Here is a 19,165-nt window from a genome sequence, read left to right on the forward strand (position 1 = left end):
CGGGGGTCACGCGGCCCGGGCGTAACGGTCCCTGCCGGCACTCACCCGCCCCTCGGTCTCGTGGCGGCCGGCCCGGCGGGCGGCCTTGGCGGCCCGGGCGGCCTCGCGGCCGAGGCGCTGGACGGCGGCCTCGCGGACCAGCTCGGCGTGGGCGGTGAGGTGGAGTTCGTACGCGAACATGAGGTGCTCCCTGGGCCGTGGTGTCGTCATCGCTCCTTGCGATGTCTCCACCTTCGCCGCCCAGGGGGTGCCGGGGCATCGGGCGGGTGCCGCATGTTCGGGGTGCGGGGGGCCTTAGGGCGGTCCCGGGGGTGCCTTAGGCCCCGTCTTCCGGGGTGTCCCGGCCGGCGCCTCCGGGGTGTTCCGACCGACGTCTTCCGGGAGCCCCGACCGGCGCCTCGGGGTGTTCCGACCGGCGCCTTCCGGGTGTTCCGACTGACGTCTTCCGGGGGCCCGACCGGCGCCTCGGGGCGTCCCGACCGGCGCCTTCCGGGGTGCCTCAGGCGGACTTCGCCGCGCGCCAGTCGGGGGCGAGGACGGCCCAGACCTCGGTGTCGGTGCGGACGCCGCGGTGGGCGTAGTTCTCGCGGAGGACGCCCTCGCGGGTCATGCCGAGGCGGCGGGCGACGGCGAGGCTGGCCGTGTTCTTCGTGGAGGCGTACCACTCGACGCGGTGGATCCCGCGCTGCTCGACGGCCCAGTCGACGAGGACCCGGCAGGCGCGGGTGACGAGGCCCCGGCCGGCGGCGGCGGGCTCCAGCCAGCAGCCGACCTCGGCGTTGCCGGCGGCCACGTCCATGGTGCGGAGCATGACGCCGCCGACGAGGGTGCCGCCGGTCCAGATGCCGCAGAGGCGTCCGGCGTCGTTCGCGGTCTTGTCGGCGTAGCCCTGGAGGAAGGCGCGGGCGGAGTCGAGGTCGTGGACGACGTCGGCGAGGCCGATGTGCTCGCCGACGAACTCCCGGCCGCGTTCCATGTGGGCCAGGAACTCCTCGGCCCGCCAGGGCTCCAGGGGCCGCAGTTCGGCGCCGTCGTCACCCAGCGATATCGCGAACATCCTCGGTCTCCTCCGTGGTCGGTGCGGTCACGCGCTGCCCCGGGATCTTCGCACGGGTGTCCGCGGCGACCCGGCACTCCGGCGGCTCGATGCTGATCCGCGGCAGGATCCGGTCGAGGCTCCGGGGCAGCCACCAGTTGGCGCGGCCCAGCAGGTGCATGAGGGCGGGGACGAGGAGGGTGCGCAGGACGAAGGCGTCCAGGGCGACGGCGGCGGCGAGGGCGATGCCGAACATCGCGATGACCCGGTCGCCGGAGAGGACGAAGGCGAGGAAGACCGAGATCATGATGACCGCGGCGGAGTTGATCACCCGGCTGGTCTCGGCGAGGCCGACCCGGACGGCCCGCCGGTTGTCGCCGGTCTCCAGCCACTCCTCGTACATCCGGCTGACCAGGAAGACCTGGTAGTCCATGGAGAGGCCGAAGAGGACCGAGACCATGATCACGGGCAGGAAGGGTTCGATCGGTCCGGCGCTGCCGAGGCCGAGGAGTTCGGTGCCCCAGCCCCACTGGAAGATCGCGACGACGATGCCGAAGGCGGCGGCGACGGCGGCGACGTTCATGGCGGCGGCCTTGAGCGGGATGCCGATCGAGCGGAAGGCGAGCAGCAGGAGCAGGCAGCCGAGGGCGACGACGGCGCCGACGAAGAGCGGCAGCTTGCCGACGATGACCTCGGCGAAGTCGTCGTACGAGGCGGTGATGCCGCCGACGTGGACCTCCAGGGAGGTGCCGGCCTCCGCGGTCGGGACGACGTCCTGGCGGAGCCGGTCGACCAGCTCGCTGGTGGCCTTCGACTGGGGCGAGGAGTCGGGGACGACGGTGAGGAAGGCGGTGTCGCCGGCGGCGTTGTGGGTGACCGGGGAGACGGAGGCGACGCCCCGGGTGGCGGCGAGCGCCTCCGGGAGCCGGTCGAGGGCGACCCGGTCGTCGGCGCCGTCGAGGTGCGCGACGAGGGTGAGGGGGCCGTTGACGCCGGGCCCGAAGCCGTCCGCGAGCAGGTCGTAGGCCTGCCGGGTGGTGGCGGACGCGGGGTTGTTTCCCTGGTCGGAGGTGCCGAGGTGGAGGGAGAAGGTGGGCAGCGCGAGCACCGTCATGACGACGAGGGCGACGGCGCCGAGGAGCTTGGGACGGCGCTCGACGAAGGCGGACCAGCGGGCCGCGAAGCCGGTGGGCAGCTCGGGCTGCGGGCCGTGCTCGGCGAGGGCGCGCCGCTCGCGCCGGGAGAGGGCGCGCATGCCGATGAGGGAGAGCAGCGCGGGCAGCAGGGTGACGGAGGCGGCGACGGTGAGGACGACGGTGAGGGAGGCGGCGATCGCGACGCCGTTGAGGAAGCTCAGCCGGAGGATGAGCATGCCGAGGAGGGCGATGCAGACGGTCGCGCCGGCGAAGACCACGGCCCGGCCGGTGGTGGCGACGGCGGTCTCGGCGGCCTCGGCGACCCCGAGACCGCGTTTCAGCCCCCTGCGGTGCCTCGTGACGATGAAGAGCGCGTAGTCGATGCCGACGCCGAGGCCGACGAGCATGCCGAGCATCGGGGCGAAGTCGGCGACGGTCATGACGTGCCCGAGGAGCACGATCCCGGAGTAGGCGATGCCGACGCTGACGAGGGCGGTGGCGATGGGCAGCAGGGAGGCGGCGAGGGAGCCGAAGGCGAGGAAGAGGACGACGGCGGCGACGGCCACGCCCACGGCCTCGGCGACGTGCCCGCCGGGCTTCTCGGTGAGGGCGACGGCGCTGCCGCCGAGCTCCACCTGCAGCCCGTCGGCCTGGGCGGCCTTCGCGGTGTCGACGAGGGCCCGGGCCCGGTCGACGGGGATGTCGTCGGCCTGCTCGCGGAAGGTCACGGTGGCGTAGGCGGTGCGCCCGTCCTCGCTGACCTGGCCGGGCGCGGCGGCGCCCCCGTACGGGGAGGTGACGGCGGCGACGCCGGGGAGTCCGGCGACCTCCTCCAGCATGGGGGCGACCCGGTCCTGGACGGCGTCGGCGCGGACGCTGCCGCGCTCGGTGTGCCAGACGATGGTGTCGGTGTCGCCGCCGAGCCCCTGGAAGCCGCGGTCGAGGAGGGCGGTGGCGCGTCCCGACTCGGTCCCGGGGACCTCGTAGTCGTTGGAGTACGCGCTGCCGGCGAGGACGGCGGCGCCACCGGCTCCGACGAGGGCGAGGACCCACAGGAGGACGGCGACGAGGCGGTGCCGGATGAACCACCGTGCGATGGCTGCCAAAGGACGTGCTCCCTGCCTGGATCGGTGCTCGCGGCCCACTGTTGCAGGCAAACGTGATCGTTTGCCCGTTTCGTGTCGATCCTCACAGCTCGCACCGCTGCCCCCCGGAGGCACCTCCGGGGCGGTCCAGCTCGCGCCGGGCGAAGGTCATGAACTCCTTCAGGAGGCCGGGCACCGCGCTCCGGGTCTTCTCCGGGTCGGTCTTCCAGAGGGTGTCGACGTACAGGGCGATGTACTTTCCCCGGTCGGACGGAGACTTCGACGGCTCGCAGACGAAGTGCGTGGCGGCGCCGCCGTCCCGGACGATGCCCCCCTTGCCGACGTCGAGGGGGGCGCGGATCGCGCCCGTCCCAGGAGGACCACTCGATCGAGCGCTCGGGTTTCGGGAACACGGCATGCGCCGTGAACCGGGTGATCCCGTCGACGCTGCAGGTCTCCGAGTCCAGGCTTTCGTCCGGCACGAAGTCGCCGTCACTGACGGTGACCTTCTCCCCGGGGGGGGGGTGAGGAACGGGGTGATCTCGCTGCCGGAGAAGGCGCCCCGGCAGACGCGCTCGGGCAGATGCGGAGCCGCCTTCGGTCCGCTCTACGAGCAGCCCGCCAGAAGTGTGGGCACCACCACGCCGATCACCGCGATCCTGGCCGCGTCCCCGAGCCGAAGCCCGCGCGTCCCCCTCGTCCCTTCGTGCTGGAGATCAGGTCACCCCCACGCAATGAGCGGTACCGGCTTCGACGGACACAACCCCCGGTACTCCTCGATCTGCTCAGGAGTGAGGCCGGTGCCCCGTGCGGCCGCCTCGACCTCGTCCCGGGACGTCCCTCTCCCCCTCTTCGAAGCCCCCCCCCCGCGACCGGCCCTCGGACCTCGCGCGCGAGTCGACCGCCTCACAGGAGCGACGTGGGCGTGTCGCAGCGTTCCGGGGAAGGCCCCCGGTGCGTGCGCCCCTGCGAACGGATCCCGGTCGGGCCGGCTCGCACCGCTTGCGCGGGCCCCCGGAGCCGCCGCGCCCTCCGGCGCTCCGCGGTACGGCGCCGGGGTCCGGGGGCTCCGGGCCGGGGCGCGGAGGGTTATCCGCCCGCAATCCTCCGCGCGTTGACCTCGGGGGCGGCGGAGCGGCAAGCTGATTCTCTGTCATTCACTGTGCCTTGGGGGAAAGTTGAGCAAGTCGGCACACCACATCGGACCCGACGCGGCGCCGGACCGCTACCGGCTGCTGCGGTCCATCGGGCGCGGCGGCGAGGCGGTGCTCTATCTCGCGGAGATCGAGCTGGCCGGGGGCACCGAGCCCGTCGTCGTCAAGGTCCTCGACTCGAAGACGACGATCACGCCGGAGCTCTTCGAGCGGGCCAGCCGCAAGTGGAACGAGCAGGCCGAGCTGCTGCGGTTCGTCAGCCGCCCCGGCGTCGTCGGCGTGCGCGAGCACTTCCAGGGGCCGCCCATCCACGCGCCGGGCGAGTCCGGCACGCTCACCGGCCGGGCCCTCGTCCTCGTCATGAACCACGTCGACGGCCTCGACCTGCGCGACTGGCGGGCCGAGCGGACGCTGGCCACCCCCGCCGAGCGGCGCGAGGTGATGCGCACCCTCGAACAGCTCGCGGACGTCCTCGACTGGCTGCACTCCGGCAGGGCGACGCCGTCCGGGCGGACCGTGGTGCACGGCGACCTCTCGCCGGGCAACGTCATGGTCGACGAGCACGGTCAGGCCACCCTCGTCGACTTCGGCCTCAGCAAGCTGACCGCCGACCACCAGACCGCCGAGGTGTGGTTCACCCCCGGTTACGCGGCGCCGGAGATCTTCGAGGGCAAGCGGACCCCGGCCACCGACCGGTACGCCTTCGGGGCCATCGCCTACTTCCTGCTGAGCGGCCAGTCCCCGCCGGCCGCGCCCGAGCAGCTCGCCGCCGCGTTCGCCGCCGTGCCGCAGGTCGCCGGACTGCCGGAGGAGCAGCGCCGCAAGGTGCTGGCCATCGCGGCGGCCGACCCCGACAAGCGCCCGCTGCTGCTCTCGTCGTGGGTCAAGGAGGTCCGGCACGGGGTGGTGTCCACCACGACGACCTCCCGCCCGGCCGGGCCGCAGGACGCCGTGCCGCCCCGCCCGGCCGACGCCCCGGTCACGCCCCCGCCGCTGCCGGCGGCTCCCCCGGTGGCGCCTCCCCCGGCGACCCCGCCCACGGTCCCGCCCACCACCCCTCCGGCGGCCCCTCCGACGGCTCTCCCGGCCTCCGCGCCGGTCCCGCCGGCCGAGACCCCCGCCCCGGCGGCCCGGGACGCGGCCCCTCCGGTCCAGGACGCGGTGCCCCCGGTCCAGGAGCCGTCCCCGGCCCCGGCCGCGGCGGCGTCCGAGCCCGTCGTGCCGGCCCCGGCCGGTTTCGGCGCGCCGGCCCCCGTCGCGTACGACGCCGGGCAGGGCCCGTACGGTCCCCCGACCGCGGGCTTCCCCGCGTACGGCGGGCCGGGCGGGCCGGGCCACGGCGGTCAGGGGTACGGGCCGCCGACCGCCGGGATGCCCTCGGCCGGCGGCCCGACCGCCCCGCAGCGGTCCACGCGTCCCAAGCGCCGCAAGGGCCCGCTGATCGGCGCCGTCGCGGGCGTCCTGCTGGTCGCCGTCCTCGCGGTGGCCGGCATCAAGCTGCTCGGCGACAAGAAGGACAAGGACGGCAAGAACGACCAGGCGGGCCCGACCACCACGACCTCGGCCCAGGCGACCGCCGAACCCTCCGCCGAGGAACCGGCCACCGAGGCTCCTTCGGAGGAGCCGACCACCGAGGCGCCCACGGAGGAGACGAGCACCGAGCCGGCCGAGAGCGGCAGCCCGTCCGTCGACCCCGGCTCCGTGCCGGACGCGACCGAGGCCGACCTCACCACCCTCGCCTCCGTCAGCGAGCCCGACAACTTCTCGGTCGGCAGCGCCAAGATCAACACCAAGGAGCACGGCTCCGCGCTGATCGGCAGCTGCTACTACGGCGCCTACGTCGAGTACGACCTCAACCGGGAGTGGAAGACCTTCGAGTTCACCGCCGGCGTCGACGACGGCTCCGAGGTCGAGACGGCGCGGGTCGTGATCTCCGTCGACGACAAGCCGGCCCTCTTCAACGAGACGGTGCACCTGGGCAAGCCGATCACCGAGACCCTGGACATCAGCGGGGCCCTGCGGCTGCGCCTGAAGGTCGAGGAGACCTGCACGGACTCCGGCAGCGGCGTCATCGCGACCCCCATGCTCAAGCGGTAACCCCCGTACGGGAGTACGACGAAGGCCCCGCACCGGGGTTTCCGGTGCGGGGCCTTCGGGTGTGCGCGCGGGGGCGGGTCAGCCCTCGGTGACGCCCAGCTTCTCCAGGATCAGGTCCTTGACCTTCGCCGCGTCGGCCTGGCCACGGGTGGCCTTCATGACCGCGCCGACCAGCGCGCCGACCGCCGCGACCTTGCCGCCGCGGATCTTGTCGGCGATGGCCGCGTTGCCCGCGATGGCCTCGTCGACGGCCGCGCCGAGCGCGCCGTCGTCGGAGACGACCTTCAGACCGCGCTTCTCGACGACCTCGTCCGGGGTGCCCTCGCCGGCGAGGACGCCCTCGATGACCTGGCGGGCCAGCTTGTCGTTGAGGTCGCCGCCGGCGACCAGGGCGGAGACCCGGGCCACGTCGGCCGGCGTGATGGGCAGCTCCTCCAGGGAGACGCCCTTCTCGTTGGCGTTGCGGGCCAGCTCGCCCATCCACCACTTGCGCGCGGAGGCCGCGTCGGCGCCCGCCTCGATCGTGGCGACGATCGGGTCGACCGCGCCGGCGTTGAGGATGGACTGCATCTCCTGCTCGGAGACGCCCCACTCCTCGCGCAGCCGGTTGCGGCGCACGCGCGGCAGCTCGGGCAGGCCCTTGCGCAGCTCCTCGACCCACTCGCGGGCCGGGGCGACCGGGACCAGGTCCGGCTCGGGGAAGTAGCGGTAGTCCTCGGCGTTGTCCTTGATGCGGCCGGAGGTGGTGGAGCCGTCGTCCTCGTGGAAGTGACGGGTCTCCTGCACGATCGTGCCGCCGGACTCCAGGACCGCCGCGTGGCGCTGGATCTCGAAGCGCGCCGCCCGCTCCACGGAGCGCAGCGAGTTGACGTTCTTCGTCTCCGAGCGGGTGCCGAAGGTCTTGGTGCCGTGCGGACGCAGCGACAGGTTGACGTCGCAGCGCATCTGGCCCTTGTCCATGCGCGCCTCGGAGACGCCCAGGGCGCGGATCAGCTCGCGCAGCTCCGCCACGTACGCCTTGGCGACCTCGGGGGCCCGCTCGCCGGCGCCCTCGATCGGCTTGGTGACGATCTCGATGAGCGGGATGCCGGCCCGGTTGTAGTCGAGCAGCGAGTGCGAGGCGCCGTGGATGCGGCCGGTCGCGCCACCGATGTGGGTGGACTTGCCGGTGTCCTCCTCCATGTGGGCGCGCTCGATCTCCACGCGGAAGACCTCGCCGTCCTCCAGCTGGACGTCCAGGTAGCCGTTGAAGGCGATCGGCTCGTCGTACTGGGAGGTCTGGAAGTTCTTCGGCATGTCCGGATAGAAGTAGTTCTTCCGGGCGAAGCGGCACCACTCGGCGATCTCGCAGTGCAGCGCGAGGCCGATCTTGATGGCGGACTCGACGCCGATCTCGTTCACGACCGGCAGCGCGCCGGGCAGGCCGAGGCAGGTCGGGCAGGTCTGCGCGTTGGGCTCGGCGCCCAGCTCGGTCGAGCAGCCGCAGAACATCTTGGTCTTCGTGCCGAGCTCGACATGGACCTCCAGGCCCATGACGGGGTCGTACGAGGCCAGTGCCGCCTCGTACGACAGCAGTTCAGTGACAGTCACGGTGGAACTTTCCCTCTCAGCCCAGCAGGACGTCGTCGTCGCCGAGGCGCTTCAGCTCGCGGTACAGGATCGCGAGGCCGGTGACGATGGCGGCGGCGGACACGACGGCGTCGACGAGCTTCAGCGTGTCGTGGTCGGCGCGGGCCTTCTTGATCTGCTTCGTCACGGCGACGGCGCCGAAAGCGGTGGTGCCCATGGACAGGTACGTGCCGGCCTTGGACTTCTTGAAGCCCTTGGCCTTCTGCAGTGCACTGGTACTCACAGCGACGGAGCCTCCTCGATCAGCGGGTGACCCCACTTTTCCACGAAGGCGGCCTCGACGGCGGCACCGACCTTGTAGAGCCGGTCGTCCTGCATGGCGGGGGCGATGATCTGCAGCCCGACCGGGAGACCGTCCTCCGGCGCCAGGCCGCAGGGCAGCGACATGGCGGCGTTGCCGGCCAGGTTGGTCGGGATGGTGCACAGGTCCGCGAGGTACATCGCCATCGGGTCGTCGGCGCGCTCGCCGATCGGGAAGGCGGTGGTCGGCGTCGTCGGGGAGACGATCACGTCGACCTGCTCGAAGGCCTTCTCGAACTCGCGGGTGATGAGGGTGCGGACCTTCTGGGCCGAGCCGAACCACGCGTCGTAGTAGCCGGAGCTGAGCGCGTAGGTGCCGAGGATGATGCGGCGCTTCACCTCGGGGCCGAAGCCGGCCTCGCGGGTCAGGGCGGTGACGTCCTCGGCGGAGCGGGTGCCGTCGTCGCCGGCGCGCAGGCCGTAGCGCAGGCCGTCGAAGCGGGCCAGGTTGGACGAGCACTCGGACGGCGCGATCAGGTAGTACGCCGACAGGGCCAGGTCGAAGGTCGGGCAGTCCAGCTCGACGACCTCGGCGCCCAGCTCCTTCAGCAGCTCGACGGACTCGTCGAACCGCTGCATGACGCCGGCCTGGTAGCCCTCGCCGCGGAACTGCTTGACGACGCCGACGCGCATCCCGGCGACCGAGCCGCTGCGGGCGGCCTCGACCACCGGCGGGACCGGCAGGTCGACGGAGGTGGAGTCGAGCGGGTCGTGGCCGGCGATCGCCTCGTGCAGCAGGGCCGCGTCCAGGACCGTGCGGGCACAGGGGCCGCCCTGGTCGAGGGAGGAGGAGAAGGCCACCATGCCGTAGCGGGAGACCGAGCCGTAGGTCGGCTTGACGCCGACGGTGCCGGTGACGGCGGCGGGCTGGCGGATGGAGCCGCCGGTGTCCGTGCCGATGGCCAGCGGGGCCTGGAAGGCGGCGAGCGCGGCCGAGGAGCCGCCGCCGGAGCCGCCGGGGATCCGGGTGAGGTCCCAGGGGTTTCCGGTCGGGCCGTAGGCGCTGTTCTCGGTGGAGGAGCCCATCGCGAACTCGTCCATGTTGGTCTTGCCGAGGATGACCACGTCGGCGGCCTTGAGGCGCTTGACCAGCGTGGCGTCGTACGGCGGGATCCAGCCCTCCAGCATCTTCGAGCCGACCGTGGTGGGGATGCCCCGGGTCGTGAAGATGTCCTTGAGGGCGAGCGGGACGCCGGCCAGCGGGCCGAGCTTCTCGCCGCGGGCGCGCTTCTCGTCGACGGCGCGGGCCTGCGCGAGGGCGCCCTCGCGGTCGACGTGCAGGAAGGCGTGGACCTTCTCGTCGACGGCCTCGATGCGGGCCAGGTGGGCCTCGGTGACCTCGACCGCGGTCAGCTCGCCGGAGGCGATCCTCGCGGCGATCTCGGCGGCGGTGAGCTTGATGATGTCCGTCATGGTCAGTCCTCCCCCAGGATCTGCGGCACCTTGAAACGCTGCTGTTCCTGGGCGGGGGCGCCGGAGAGCGCCTGCGCGGGGGTGAGCGAAGGACGGACCTCGTCCGCGCGCATGACGTTCGTCAGCGGCAGCGGGTGGGAGGTCGGCGGTACGTCCTGCTCGGCGACCTCGGAGACGCGGGCGACCGCGCCGATGATGTCGTCGAGCTGACCGGCGAAGTGGTCGAGTTCCTCTTCGGCGAGTTCCAGACGCGCCAGCCGAGCGAGGTGTGCGACCTCCTCGCGCGTGATGCCAGGCATGCAGCGATCCTCTGGGGTGAGTCTGATGATGTGGGGCCAATCCTATGGGGCCCGCACCACTCCCCGTGAAACGGTCGGCCCGGAGAACCCCCTGAGCGGACCCGGAGGGGTCCGCCCGGTTCGTCTCCCGGCTCCCCCGGAGGTCCTTCCGGGCCGGCCGCGCCGGGTCACTGCACGACGTGTCCGGGGGCCGGGGCCTGGGCCGGCTCGATCCCGGGGGCCGTGTCGGCCGCCCGGCGCCAGCCGTGCTCGCCGCGGGCCCGCAGCCAGGCGGTGGTCTCGGCGGGCGGCATCGCGGCGGAGACCAGCCAGCCCTGGACGGCGTCGCAGCCCAGGTCGCGCAGCCGCTCCCAGGTCTCGTCGTCCTCCACGCCCTCGGCGACGACGAGGAGGCCCAGGGAGTGGGCGAGGTCGACGGTGCAGCGGACGATCTCGGCGTCCTCGGTGTCGACGGCGAGCCGGGCGACGAAGGAGCGGTCGATCTTCAGCTCGCTGACCGGGAGCCGGCGCAGGTGGACGAGCGAGGAGTAGCCGGTGCCGAAGTCGTCCAGGGACATCTTGACGCCGTGGCCGGTGAGGCCGTTGAGGGTGTCGGCGGCGCGCTGGGGGTCCTCCAGGAGGACGTGCTCCGTTATCTCCAGCTGGAGCGAGCCGGCCGGGACGCCGTGGCGGGCCAGGCGGGCGGCGACGGCGCCGGCGAAGCCGGGGGTGTGGACGTCGCGCGGCGAGACGTTGACGGCGACGGGCACCTCCAGGCCCTGGGCGCGCCAGCGGGCGACCTGCGCGAGGGCGGTCTCCAGGACGTACTCGGTGAGGTGCGGCATCAGGCCGGAGGACTCGGCGATGGCGATGAACTCGTCCGGTGGAACCTTTCCTCGCTCGGGGTGGACCCAGCGGACGAGGGCTTCGAGACCGGCGACCTGGCCGTCGAAGCGGACCTTCGGCTGGTAGTGGAGCTCGACCTCGCCGGCGTCGAGCGCGCGCCGCAGGTCGCCGAGGAGACCGAGGCGGTCGGGGGTGTTGGAGTCGCGCTTGGACTCGTACACCTCGACGCCGGTGCGGTCGCGCTTGGCCTGGTACATGGCGACGTCGGCGCGGCGCAGCAGGCCCTCGGCGTCGCCTGCGTGATCGGGGTAGACGGCGACGCCGGCACTGGCCTCCAGGACGAGGGTGAGCCCGTCGAGGTCGAGCGGGGAGGAGAGCTCGGCGACGAGGTGGCGGGCGACCCGCTGGGCGCTGGTGGTGGAGTCGGCGACGGGCAGCAGGACGGCGAACTCGTCGCCGCCGAGCCGGGCGACCTCGGCGCCGCGGGGCAGGGCGAGGCGGAGCCGGTCGGCGATCTGGAGGAGGAGCCGGTCGCCTGCGAGGTGGCCGAGGGTGTCGTTGACCGAGCGGAAGCGGTCCAGGTCGATGAGGACGAGGGCGGAGCGGGCCTGCTCGTCCCCGGCCTCCTCCAGCGCGGTCCAGGTGCGCTCCAGGAGCCACTGGCGGTTGGGGAGGCCGGTGAGCGGGTCGCGGAGCTGCTCCTCGGCGCGGGCGCGGGCGATCCAGAGGGTGGAGTCGAGGGCGATGAGCGGGATCGCGAAGAGCGGCAGGAGGACCGGGAAGGCGGCGGCGACGACGCAGATCAGCGGGGCGATGCCGAGCAGGGCGACGGCGACGAGCCCCTGCCGGAGGAGGGCGGTGCGGGCGACGGTGGGCAGGCCGCGGCCGGACGGGGCGAGCGTGTACCACAGCAGGAGGCGGGTGGCGAGGAGGTAGGCCCCGGCCGCGAGGACGATCTCCGGGACGTCGGCGAGCGTCCAGTCGAGGGGGTGCCAGGGGGTGTCGACGCCGGGGACGTCGCCGAAGACGGCGAGGACGAGGGCGGCGGCGGCCACGCCGAGGATGTCGGCGGCGCCGTGCAGCAGGCCCTGCCGCCAGCGGTGCCGCCGGGCGGCGCTGACGAGGACGACGACGGTGAGCGAGACGAGGCCGGCGGGCACCCAGCCGTACAGCAGGAGGACGGCGAGGGTGAGGGCGGCTCCGGAGCCGGTGCCGCCCCACCAGCGCTCGCGGCCGAGGGCCACGAGGTGGCCGACGATGAGGCCGGTGAGGAGGGCGAGGGACCAGCCCGCGATCCCTCCGGGGAAGAGCGGGTGGCCGGTGCTCAGGGCCCGCTGGAGCCCGGTGACGAGCACGGCGGCGGCGGTGCCCACCACGGCGGCCGGCAGGCCGGTGAAGCCCGCGGGGAACGCCCGGCCTCTCGGCCGGGCCACCCGGGCGGCACTCTCGGTCGGTTCCATTCCCGTCCCTCTCGCAGGCGGCGGTGCCGTCGCTGTCCGATGGGCCGCGGCGAGGCGGCCGTGGTGGCGCCCGGCCGTCCGTCGCGCGTCCCGCCGGCCTCGGGGCGGGGACGCGTGGCGCAGGGCCGTCCGTCCTGGCGCACGGCCGCGCAGAGCCCTCGCGCGGCGGTGCGGGACGAGACGCACGGTCACCACACTAGGCCGCGGAGGGCTCCGAAGGGCAGCGCTCTCCCTCTCTTGCCCGAATGCGGCCTGGCCACCCGTAACGATCTGGTATGCGCCGAACGGGTGACCTTCCGGGGTCGGGAGGGAGGGCGCCGGGGGTCACTCCTCGACCGGCTGTGCGACCTCGCGAGCGGCCTCGGGGCCCTGTTCGAGCAGGATCTTGAAGCCTTCCTCGTCCAGAACCGGAACCTTCGCCTGCACGGCCTTGTCGTACTTGGAACCCGGGTTCTCACCCACGACGACGAAGGAGGTCTTCTTCGAAACGGAACCGGTGACCTTCGCTCCGCGGCTCTGGAGCGATTCTTTTGCGCCATCCCGGGTGAAGTCCACCAGGGTCCCGGTCACGACGACCGTCAGGCCCTCCAGCGGGCGGGGTCCCTCGTCCTCCCCCGCGCCCTCGTCCTCCAGGGTGATTCCGGCGGCGCGCCACTTCCGCACGATCTCGCGGTGCCACTCCTCGGTGAACCACTGCTTCACGGCGGCGGCGATGATCCCGCCGACGCCGTCGACCGCGGCCAGCTCCTCCTCGGTGGCCTGCTCGATCCGCTCCAGGGAGCGGAACTCGCGGGCCAGCGCCTCGGCGGCGACGGGGCCGACGTGGCGGATGGAGAGGCCGTTGATGAAGCGGGCCAGCGGGCGGGTCTTGGCGGCCTCGATGTTCGCCAGCATGGCGAGGGCGTTCTTCTTCGGCTCGCCCTTCTGGTTGGCGAAGACGGTGACGATCTTCTCCTCGCCGGTCTTCGGGTCCCGCTTGGGCAGTCCGCTGTCGGCGTCGAGGACGTACGCCTTGATCGGCAGCAGCTGCTCGATGGTGAGGTCGAAGAGGTCGCCCTCGTCGGCGAGCGGCGGCTCGGCGGGCTCCAGGGGCCGGGTGAGGGCGGCGGCGGCGACCGCGCCGAAGTTCTCGATGTCCAGGCACTGGCGGCCGGCGAGGAAGAAGAGGCGCTCGCGCAGCTGGGCCGGGCAGGTCCGGGCGTTCGGACAGCGGAGGTCGATGTCGCCCTCCTTCATCGGCTTCAGCGCCGTGCCGCACTCGGGGCACTCGGCCGGCATGACGAACTCCCGCTCGGTGCCGTCCCGCAGGTCGACGACCGGGCCGAGGATCTCCGGGATGACGTCTCCGGCCTTGCGGAGCACGACGGTGTCGCCGATGAGGACGCCCTTGGCCTTCACCACCTCCTGGTTGTGGAGGGTGGCGAACTCGACCTCGGAGCCGGCCACGGTGACCGGCTCGACCTGGGCGTAGGGGGTGACGCGGCCGGTGCGGCCGACGCCGACCTTGATGTCGACGAGCCTGGTGTTGACCTCCTCGGGGGCGTACTTCCAGGCGATGGCCCAGCGGGGGGCGCGCGCGGTGGAGCCGAGCCGGCCCTGGAGCGGGATCTCGTCGAGCTTGACGACGACGCCGTCGATCTCGTGGGCGACGGAGTGGCGGTTCTCGCCGTAGTACGCGATGAACTCGCGCACCTCGGGGAGGGAGCCGACCACCCGGTTGTGCGTGGAGGTGGGCAGGCCCCACTCGTGCAGCAGCGCGTACGCCTCCGAGAGGCGGGCGATCTCGAAGCCCTCGCGGGCGCCGATGCCGTGGACGACCATGTGGAGCGGGCGGGTCGCGGTGACCTTCGGGTCCTTCTGGCGCAGCGAACCGGCCGCCGCGTTGCGCGGGTTGGCGAAGGGCTTGTCGCCGGCCTCCACCAGGCGGGCGTTGAGCGCCTCGAAGGCGTCCATCGGGAAGTAGACCTCGCCCCGGATCTCGACCAGGGCCGGGATCCGCTCGCCCTTCAGGCGCTCGGGGACGTCGGCGATGGTCCGCACGTTGGGCGTGATGTCCTCGCCGGTGCGGCCGTCGCCGCGGGTGGCGGCGCGGACGAGCCGGCCGTGCTCGTAGGTGAGGTTGACGGCGAGGCCGTCGACCTTGAGCTCGCACAGGAAGTGGAAGTCGGGGGTGCCGACGTCCCGGGCGACGCGCTCGGCCCAGGTGGCCAGCTCCTCCTCGTCGAAGGCGTTGTCCAGCGAGAGCATGCGCTCGCGGTGCTCGACGGCGGTGAACTCCGTCTCGTACTGCCCGGCCACCTTCTGGGTCGGCGAGTCGGGCGTGCGCAGCTCCGGGTACTCCTCCTCCAGCGCCTCCAGGGCGCGCAGGAGCCGGTCGAACTCCGCGTCGCTGACGACCGGCTGGTCCTTCACGTAGTACCGGAAGCGGTGCTCCTCGATCTGCTCGGCCAGCTGGGCGTGCTTCTCCCGTGCCTCGGCGGGCACAGTCCCCTGTCCGTCGGGCAGGGCCCCCTGTTCGACTGCCACCTTCGTCGGTCCTCCCGTGTCTCGGAACCCGGTCACTCTGGGTTGTCCGCGAGCGATCTGGCCGCCCGCGCGCAGTGGGCGAGGGCCGCCCGGGCGTAGGACGGCGAGGCGCCGGCCAGCCCGCACGTGGGGGTGACGACCACGGACTCGGCGAGAGTCCCCGGGTTCAGCCCCAGCCTGCGCCACAGCGTTCGGACACCCATGACGCTACCGCCCGGGTCCGACAACGCGGTGTCGGTGGAGGGCACCACACCGGCGAAGAGCTTCGTGCCGGCCTCCACGGCCTCGCCGATCGGCTCCTCGTCACGTTCGGTGAGCAGCCCGAAGTCGAACGAGACGCCGGCCGCCCCGGCCCTGCGGAGCAGGGCGAAGGGCACGCCGGGGGCGCAGGAGTGGACGGTCACGGGCCCGTCGTGGGCGGCGATCACGTCGCGCAGGGCGGCCTCGGCGACCTGCCGGTCGACGGCCCGGTGGGTGCGGTAGCCGCTGGCGGTGCGGATCTGTCCGAGGAGCACGGAGGTGAGCGAGGGCTCGTCGAGCTGGAGCACGATCCGGGCGCCGGGGACGCGCTTGGCGACGTCGGCGAGGTGCTCGCGCAGGCCCTCGGCGAGGGAGGCGGCGAGGTCGCGGCAGGCGCCGGGGTCGCCCAGGGCCGCCTCGCCGCCGCGGAGTTCGAGGGCGGCGGCGAGGGTCCACGGGCCGACGGCCTGGACCTTGAGCGGCCCCTCGTAGCCCTGGGTGAACTCCTCCAGGGCGTCGAGGTCCTCGCCGAGCCAGGAGCGGGCGCGGCGGGTGTCACGGCCGGGGCGGTCGCTGATCCGCCAGCCGCTGGGCTCCACGTGCGCGTACAGGTCGACGAGCATCCCGAGGGTGCGGCCGATCATGTCGGCGCCGGGGCCGCGGGCGGGCAGCTCGGCGAGGAAGGGGAAGTCCTCGAAGGACCCGGTGACGGTCTTGGCGGCCTCGCGGGCGTCGCCGCCGGGCAGGGACCCGACGCCGGTGGCGGGGCCCCACTGGGGGGTGTCGTTCATGGCTCCTACCGCCCCGGACGGACCGTCAGGTCGTTGACCTCGGCGTCGCGCGGCAGATCCAGGGCCATCACGATCGTCGTCGCCACGGACTCGGGGTCGATCCACTTCGCCGGGTCGTACTCCTTGCCCTCCTGCTGGTGCACCTTGGCCTGCATGGGGCTGGCGGTGCGGCCGGGGTAGACGGAGGTGACCCGGACGCCGTTGCCGTGCTCCTCGTGGCGCAGGGAGTCGGCGAGCGCCTTCAGGCCGTGCTTGGAGGCGGCGTACGCGCCCCACTCGGCGTGCGCGTTCAGTCCGGCGCCGGAGTTCACGAAGAGGACGTGGCCCTGGGAGAGGCGGAGCTGGGGCAGGAAGTGCCGGGTCAGCTCGGCGGGCGCGACCAGGTTGACGTTCAGCTGGTGGTGCCACGCCTTGGGGGTGAGCTCGCCGACGCCGCCGAGGTCGACGACGCCGGCGACGTGCAGCAGCGAGTCGACCCGGTCCGGCAGGGTCTGGTGCGAGAAGGCCCAGGAGAGCCGGTCCGGGTCCGCGAGGTCCCCGACGAGGGTGCGGGCGCCGGGGAACGCGGCGGCCAGCTCCTTGGCGCGGCCCGCGTCGCGCGCGTGCAGCACGAGTTCGTCCCCGCGCGCGTGCAGCCGCCGCGCGACGGCGGCGCCGATGCCGGAACCGGCGCCGGTGATCACATGAGTAGCCATGGTCACCATGGTCCCATCAGCGGGCGGCGATCTCGCTCTCCAGGTACGTGAGGGCGGTGCGGCCGTCCTCGGCGAAGAAGGCGAGGTCGGCGAGGGGGCGGGGGAGGAAGCCCTCGTCCTCCATGCGCTGGAACTGGGTCCTGAGGCCGTCGTAGAAGCCGGCGGTGTTGAGGACGACGACGGGCTTGGTGTGCTTGGCGTGCTTCTTCAGTTCCAGGATCTCGGTGGCCTCGTCGAGGGTGCCGGTGCCGCCGACCATGACGACGATCGCGTCGGACTTGGCGAGGAGGAGCGCCTTCCGTTCGGCGAGGTCCTCGGTGATCGTCATCTCGTCGGCGTCCGGGCGGGCCTTGGCGGCGAGGAAGTCGACGGAGACGCCGACGAGACGGCCGCCGGCCTCCTGGACGCCGTCCGCGACGACCTTCATCAGGCCGGTGTCGGAGCCGCCCCAGACGAGGGTGTGGCCGGCCTTGCCGAGGAGGCCGGCGAACTCGCGGGCGGGGGCGGTGTAGCGCTCGTCGAGGTCGGCGGCGGAGAGGAAGACGCAGATGTTCATGCCGCCACCGTAGGGCACGGGGCTTCGGGTCAGGGCCTTGCGTACGGCTCTGACCTGCGGCTTCCAAGATTCTTCGGGAAATCTCGGGCGGCGCCGATGAGTTCCGGCGGGCGGGCCGGTCTGCCCTGCCATGGACGAGGTGAAGACGGTCGTGTCCCGGGACGGGACGCCGATCGCGTACGCGCGGTACGGGGCGGGCGCCGGGGACGGGCCCGCGGTGGTGCTGGTGAGCGGGGTGCGGGGGACGGGTGCGGGCGAGCTGCCGCTCGCCCGGCTGCTGGCCCGGAGCTGTCCCGTGTTCGTGTACGACCGCCGGGGGCACGGCGGGAGCGGCGAGGCGGGGCCGTACGCGGTGGAGCGGGAGTTCGAGGACCTGGCGGCGGTGCTGGCGGCTGCGGGGCCCGGGGCGGCGGTGCACGGCAGCGGGACGGGCGGCGCGCTGGCGCTGGCGGCCGCGGCGGCGGGGGTGCCGGTGGGGGCGGTGTCGGTGTTCGAGCCGCCGTACGACGTGGCGCTGGGGCCCTTCCCCGAGGTCCACGCGCGCGTGCTGGTGGTCGACGGGGGCGCGAGCCCGGCGCCGGTGCGGCGGGCGGCCCGGGAGCTGTCGGCGCTGCTGCCCCGGGCCCGGCACCGGACGCTGACGGGCCAGACCCACGAGGTGGCGCCCCATGTGCTGGCGCCGGTCCTCGCGGAGTTCGTGGCGGAGGTCGCGGACTCCGCCGACCTGGTCTGACGCGGTACCGCCCCTGCTACGCGGGGGCGGTCGCCGTGCGGCGCACGGTCGTCGCGATGGTGGCCGAGCCGACCACGCGGGTGCCGTCGTAGAGGACGATCGCCTGGCCGGGGGCGACGCCGCGGACGGGCTCGTCGAAGGTGACGCGGAGCTCGCCGTCCTCCAGGGCCGCGCTCACCTCGGTCTCGCCGCCGTGGGCGCGGAGCTGGGCGGTGTAGCGGCCGGGGCCGGCGGGGGCGGTGCCGCACCAGCGGGGCTTGATCGCGGTGAGGGCGGTGACGTCGAGGGACTCGGCGGGGCCGACGGTGACGGTGTTATTCACGGGCGAGATGTCGAGGACGTAGCGGGGCTTGCCGTCGGCGGCCGGGTGGCCGATGCGCAGGCCCTTGCGCTGGCCGATGGTGAAGCCGTACGCGCCCTCGTGGGTGCCGAGCTTGGCGCCCGTCTCGTCGACGATGTCGCCCTCCGCCCTGCCCAGGCGGGTGGCGAGGAAGCCCTGGGTGTCGCCGTCCGCGATGAAGCAGATGTCGTGGCTGTCGGGCTTCTTGGCGACGGCGAGGCCGCGGCGCTCGGCCTCGGCCCGGATCTCGTCCTTGGTGGTGAGGGTGTCGCCGAGCGGGAACATGGCGTGGGCGAGCTGCTGCTCGTCGAGGACGCCGAGGACGTAGGACTGGTCCTTCGCCATGTCGGAGGCGCGGTGCAGCTCGCGGGTGCCGTCCTCGTTCAGGACGACGGTGGCGTAGTGGCCGGTGCAGACGGCGTCGAAGCCGAGGGCGAGCGCCTTGTCCAGCAGCGCGGCGAACTTGATCTTCTCGTTGCAGCGCAGGCAGGGGTTGGGGGTGCGGCCGGCCTCGTACTCCGCGACGAAGTCGTCGACGACGTCGGCGCGGAAGCGTTCGGCGAGGTCCCACACGTAGAAGGGGATGCCGATGACGTCGGCGGCCCGGCGCGCGTCGCGGGAGTCCTCGATGGTGCAGCAGCCGCGGGCTCCGGTGCGGAAGGACTGCGGGTTCGCGGAGAGCGCGAGGTGCACGCCGGTGACGTCGTGCCCGGCCTCGACGGCTCGGGCGGCGGCGACGGCGGAGTCCACCCCGCCGGACATGGCGGCGAGGACGCGGAGGGGGCGCGGAGTCTGAGTCATAGCCCTACCAGGGTACGGGGCGGCCGGGAACCGTACGGCCGAGGCCGAG

16 protein-coding genes are annotated in these 19,165 nt (G+C 73.5%); 2 read left to right on the forward strand and 14 right to left on the reverse strand.

Features of this window, described 5'->3' with window-relative positions; genetic code table 11:
- Nucleotides 1–6 precede the first annotated feature (6 nt).
- The 4 genes from IE326_RS05005 to IE326_RS05020 form a co-directional block, all read right to left on the reverse strand.
- Complete coding sequence (locus IE326_RS05005; protein ID WP_150231907.1) at nt 7–210, reverse strand: hypothetical protein; 204 nt, start codon at nt 208–210, stop codon at nt 7–9.
- A gap of 289 nt (nt 211–499) precedes the next feature.
- Nucleotides 500–1,057, reverse strand: a complete 558-nt coding sequence (locus IE326_RS05010) for a GNAT family N-acetyltransferase (RefSeq protein ID WP_150231905.1) — start codon at nt 1,055–1,057, stop codon at nt 500–502.
- On the reverse strand, nt 1,035–3,278 hold the full coding sequence (locus IE326_RS05015; RefSeq protein ID WP_150233140.1) for an MMPL family transporter: 2,244 nt from the start codon (nt 3,276–3,278) through the stop codon (nt 1,035–1,037). The genes IE326_RS05010 and IE326_RS05015 overlap by 23 nt, the downstream gene beginning before the upstream one ends.
- 82 nt (nt 3,279–3,360) lie before the next feature.
- The gene (locus tag IE326_RS05020) at nt 3,361–3,675 is read right to left on the reverse strand and encodes a hypothetical protein (protein ID WP_190040920.1); all 315 of its coding nucleotides are present in this window, start codon (nt 3,673–3,675) and stop codon (nt 3,361–3,363) included.
- 760 nt (nt 3,676–4,435) lie between these two features.
- Between IE326_RS05020 and IE326_RS05025 the strand changes: the two genes are divergently transcribed.
- Complete coding sequence (locus IE326_RS05025) at nt 4,436–6,508, forward strand: protein kinase domain-containing protein (RefSeq protein ID WP_190040921.1); 2,073 nt, start codon at nt 4,436–4,438, stop codon at nt 6,506–6,508.
- Between the two features lie 78 nt (nt 6,509–6,586).
- Here the strand turns inward: IE326_RS05025 and gatB are convergent, their stop codons facing one another.
- The 9 genes from gatB to IE326_RS05070 all read right to left on the reverse strand — a co-directional run bounded on the left by gatB (nt 6,587) and on the right by IE326_RS05070 (nt 17,242).
- On the reverse strand, nt 6,587–8,098 hold the full coding sequence (gene gatB / locus IE326_RS05030) for an Asp-tRNA(Asn)/Glu-tRNA(Gln) amidotransferase subunit GatB (RefSeq protein ID WP_190040922.1): 1,512 nt from the start codon (nt 8,096–8,098) through the stop codon (nt 6,587–6,589).
- Nucleotides 8,099–8,114: 16 nt separating this feature from the next.
- The gene (locus IE326_RS05035; RefSeq protein WP_150231899.1) at nt 8,115–8,360 is read right to left on the reverse strand and encodes a hypothetical protein; all 246 of its coding nucleotides are present in this window, start codon (nt 8,358–8,360) and stop codon (nt 8,115–8,117) included.
- Nucleotides 8,357–9,850 carry an Asp-tRNA(Asn)/Glu-tRNA(Gln) amidotransferase subunit GatA gene (gene gatA / locus IE326_RS05040; protein WP_190040923.1) on the reverse strand — a complete coding sequence of 498 codons (1,494 nt, stop codon included), beginning with the start codon at nt 9,848–9,850 and terminating at the stop codon, nt 8,357–8,359. Before gatA ends, IE326_RS05035 begins: the two co-directional genes overlap by 4 nt.
- 2 nt (nt 9,851–9,852) lie before the next feature.
- Nucleotides 9,853–10,149, reverse strand: a complete 297-nt coding sequence (gene gatC / locus IE326_RS05045; protein ID WP_030750846.1) for an Asp-tRNA(Asn)/Glu-tRNA(Gln) amidotransferase subunit GatC — start codon at nt 10,147–10,149, stop codon at nt 9,853–9,855.
- A 167-nt stretch (nt 10,150–10,316) separates the two neighbouring features.
- On the reverse strand, nt 10,317–12,629 hold the full coding sequence (locus tag IE326_RS05050) for a putative bifunctional diguanylate cyclase/phosphodiesterase (RefSeq protein WP_373310160.1): 2,313 nt from the start codon (nt 12,627–12,629) through the stop codon (nt 10,317–10,319).
- A 129-nt stretch (nt 12,630–12,758) separates the two neighbouring features.
- Nucleotides 12,759–14,960, reverse strand: a complete 2,202-nt coding sequence (ligA, locus tag IE326_RS05055) for an NAD-dependent DNA ligase LigA (RefSeq protein ID WP_150231893.1) — start codon at nt 14,958–14,960, stop codon at nt 12,759–12,761.
- A gap of 32 nt (nt 14,961–14,992) precedes the next feature.
- Nucleotides 14,993–15,991 carry a methionine synthase gene (locus IE326_RS05060; RefSeq protein WP_150231891.1) on the reverse strand — a complete coding sequence of 333 codons (999 nt, stop codon included), beginning with the start codon at nt 15,989–15,991 and terminating at the stop codon, nt 14,993–14,995.
- A gap of 5 nt (nt 15,992–15,996) precedes the next feature.
- On the reverse strand, nt 15,997–16,695 hold the full coding sequence (locus tag IE326_RS05065) for an SDR family oxidoreductase (RefSeq protein ID WP_150231888.1): 699 nt from the start codon (nt 16,693–16,695) through the stop codon (nt 15,997–15,999).
- Between the two features lie 7 nt (nt 16,696–16,702).
- A complete protein-coding gene (locus IE326_RS05070; RefSeq protein WP_150231886.1) occupies nt 16,703–17,242 on the reverse strand; it encodes an LOG family protein in 540 nt (179 codons plus the stop codon).
- A gap of 130 nt (nt 17,243–17,372) precedes the next feature.
- Here IE326_RS05070 and IE326_RS05075 point away from each other — a divergent pair, with 130 nt between their 5' ends.
- The gene (locus IE326_RS05075) at nt 17,373–17,975 is read left to right on the forward strand and encodes an alpha/beta fold hydrolase (protein ID WP_190040924.1); all 603 of its coding nucleotides are present in this window, start codon (nt 17,373–17,375) and stop codon (nt 17,973–17,975) included.
- 16 nt (nt 17,976–17,991) lie between these two features.
- Here the strand turns inward: IE326_RS05075 and mnmA are convergent, their stop codons facing one another.
- A complete protein-coding gene (gene mnmA / locus IE326_RS05080) occupies nt 17,992–19,116 on the reverse strand; it encodes a tRNA 2-thiouridine(34) synthase MnmA (RefSeq protein ID WP_190040925.1) in 1,125 nt (374 codons plus the stop codon).
- Between the last annotated feature and the right edge of the window lie 49 nt (nt 19,117–19,165).

This window comes from Streptomyces filamentosus (assembly GCF_014654895.1).
In the GTDB taxonomy this organism is placed as follows: domain Bacteria; phylum Actinomycetota; class Actinomycetes; order Streptomycetales; family Streptomycetaceae; genus Streptomyces; species Streptomyces filamentosus.

Coding starts and splice junctions, on each gene's coding strand:
- gatC (WP_030750846.1), bottom strand. CDS start 10,149: ATGCCTGGCATCACGCGCGAGGAGGTCGCACACCTCGCTCGGCTGGCG.
- IE326_RS05020 (WP_190040920.1), bottom strand. CDS start 3,675: ATGCCGTGTTCCCGAAACCCGAGCGCTCGATCGAGTGGTCCTCCTGGG.
- IE326_RS05010 (WP_150231905.1), bottom strand. CDS start 1,057: ATGTTCGCGATATCGCTGGGTGACGACGGCGCCGAACTGCGGCCCCTG.
- IE326_RS05060 (WP_150231891.1), bottom strand. CDS start 15,991: ATGAACGACACCCCCCAGTGGGGCCCCGCCACCGGCGTCGGGTCCCTG.
- IE326_RS05070 (WP_150231886.1), bottom strand. CDS start 17,242: ATGAACATCTGCGTCTTCCTCTCCGCCGCCGACCTCGACGAGCGCTAC.
- mnmA (WP_190040925.1), bottom strand. CDS start 19,116: ATGACTCAGACTCCGCGCCCCCTCCGCGTCCTCGCCGCCATGTCCGGC.
- IE326_RS05075 (WP_190040924.1), top strand. CDS start 17,373: ATGGACGAGGTGAAGACGGTCGTGTCCCGGGACGGGACGCCGATCGCG.
- gatA (WP_190040923.1), bottom strand. CDS start 9,850: ATGACGGACATCATCAAGCTCACCGCCGCCGAGATCGCCGCGAGGATC.
- IE326_RS05065 (WP_150231888.1), bottom strand. CDS start 16,695: ATGGTGACCATGGCTACTCATGTGATCACCGGCGCCGGTTCCGGCATC.
- IE326_RS05005 (WP_150231907.1), bottom strand. CDS start 210: ATGACGACACCACGGCCCAGGGAGCACCTCATGTTCGCGTACGAACTC.